At 49.9% G+C, this 2,614-nt stretch carries 1 protein-coding gene; it reads right to left on the bottom strand.

The annotated features are described in order from the left end of the window. On the bottom strand, positions 1–2,614 hold a 2,614-nt coding region (locus ACIFO6_RS23305; protein WP_430044348.1), incomplete at both ends, for a condensation domain-containing protein.

Below are 2,614 nucleotides of genomic sequence, written 5' to 3'. Positions count from 1 at the left end.
CTCCGGGGTCTGCGCCGCTTGCGCCTCGAACAAGCCATGAATCGTCTGCTCGCTCGGACAGTCCGCTTCCGTATCTCCCCATACGCCAAGAATTTGCTCGCGTTCTTGCTTGGTTACTACATCAAGCTCGCGAATCCGAATATCCGGGTTTGCTGTTACCTGCTCCAGCAGTTGCACCAGATGTCCCTGAATTTGTTCTATACTTGTGCGTTCAAAGACTAGTGCGTTGTAATTAAAGCTCATGTGAATGACTTTCCCCGGCTGTATCACCAGATTAAAATCATAGCTCGTCGGTTCGACTTCGCTTCGGCTAAAGCTGGTCTGCTGGCCTTCACCGAACTGCTGCATTTGTTTCTCCGCCGGATCATTTGCAAAAATAATCCTGTGGTTGATCCAATTTTGCTTCAGGTCCGACAACGCCTGAATTTCAGTCAGCGGATGCGTAGTATGCATATGAGCAGCTATAGATTGCTCCTCGTTTTGCTTCATCATTTGCGAGAACAGACTGTTCTCATTACTTCTAATCCGTACAGGTACTGTATTCTGAGACAGACCCATCATATGTTCCACATTCAGAAGATCAGGCGAATGCCCGGAAACCGTACTACCCAATACGACATCATCTATACCATTATATTTTTGGAGCAATATACCCCAGACTGACTGCATCAGTGTATTCAGTGTCACCTGATGACGTTTGGCAATCTGAAGAATCCGGGTCGTCAGACCCACACTCAGACCAGTGTTAAGCTGCTCAGCCTGATACCCCGCGTTTGACTGCATTTTGACTTGTGGTAAATGGGCCTGTTCTTCATATCCGTCGAGATATGCATTCCAGTAACGAGCAGCTTTTTGACGTTCCTGATGTACTTTCAGCACAGGTACCGTTTCTTCTATAGTGATCCGTTCCAATTCGCACAGCGAGATGTCTGGATTGGCTGTAATGGTTTCTACCAAACGTACAAAGTGGCGCGTAATTTGCTCGATGGTTTCCCGCTGGTAGAGCGATGTTGCATATTGCAATCCGAAATGGATGCCGGTTTCTTCTTCGCTGGCTTCCAGCATCAGGTCAAACTTCGCCGGGACCTGCTCCATAGCGTATGGATGGAAGCTCAGGCCTTCCAACTTCAGCTCTCCTTGTTCGTTGTTTTGTAGTACAAACATCGTGTCGAACAGTGGATTGCGACTCATGTCGCGCTTCACGTTCAGTTGTTCCACCAGTTCTTCAAACGGATAGTCCTGATGCTCATAGGCTTGCAAGGTCCGGGTTTTCACGTCCTCCACGTAGTGGCGGAACGTTAGCGCTGCGGTCGGATAATTACGCATGGCTAGTGTTCCGACAAACATTCCGATAATTGGCTCCAGATCCATGTGCGGTCGTCCCGCAATCGGAGTGCCGACGATGATGTCTTCCTGCCCGGTGTACTGATGCAGCAGTACAGTGTAGGCCGCCAACAGTAACATATACAGTGTTGAACCTGTCTGTACTGCCAGCTCCTTCAATTGTTCGCTCACTTCATGTCTCAGTTCGAATACAACCGTATCACCTGCCGTACTTCGCACCGCCGGGCGGGTAAAGTCGGTTGGCAGATTCAGTGTAGGTAGCTCCCCCCGGAAGGTATCCAGCCAATATGCTTCCTGACGCTTCATTCCGTTCTGTTGTGACTCACTTTGTTGCCATACCGCGTAGTCTTTGTATTGAATTCGTAGCGTAGATAACTCTTCACCGCTGTACAAGCGAACAAATTCGTTGGTCAGCACGCCCATGGACGCGCCATCCGAGATAATATGGTGCATGTCGAGCATCAACAGATGCTGTGGCTCTTCTTCTATTCCCTGTACGCCCAAATCGATCAAGGCTACTCGTAGCAGCGGTGCGGCTTGCAGATCAAACGGACGTACAAATCGTTGAACCCATTCTTGTACCTCCTTGCCTGCAAGCTGCTCAGACACCGATGAATGCTGTTCATGCGCTATATCACGTTTAGAGTTCTCCACATGGGTTTTTCGATCAGCTGCTGGATACGTTACGACATGTCCTGCCTGGACCTTCGCATACTCTACCTCGAACGTCACCGTATCCTGAATCCGCTGTATCGGCTCGCTGTTCATTAGCTCAAAGCGGGTGCGGAATGCCGCATGGCGTGAGATCAACTGACGGAATATTTTTTCCACCCGTTTTATATCCAGCGGTCCGCTCACCTGGAGCGCAGCGGGAATGTTGTAGTTTACATCCTGTGGATCAATCTGGTGCAAAACGTACATCCGTTTTTGTGCCGAGGACAGCGGGTAGAAACTACGTTCTTCCGTCACTGGAATGGACGAATACACCACCTGATCCAGCCCTTCCATCACCACTGCCAGTTGTTCAATCGTTGGTGCTTCAAAGATGAAGCGAAGTAGAAGCGGTTTATTCAATTCCTTGTGAATCTTTGAGGCCAGCGTTGTAGCCCGCAGTGAATGCCCACCAATCTCAAAGAAGTTCTCCTTCACGCCGACTTGCTCCAAGCCCAGCACATCCTGCCAGATTTGCGCTAGCTTCGATTCCGTCCACGTTCGCGGTGCGATATAATCCGCCCCCGTTTGCAGGCTGCCTTCCGGTGCCGGTAATAAT

The organism is Paenibacillus sp. NRS-1781 (assembly GCF_050467745.1).
GTDB lineage: Bacteria > Bacillota > Bacilli > Paenibacillales > Paenibacillaceae > Paenibacillus > Paenibacillus terrae_A.
Note: the sequence above shows the minus strand (reverse complement) of the source record. Positions and strands in the feature narration are given on the sequence as shown.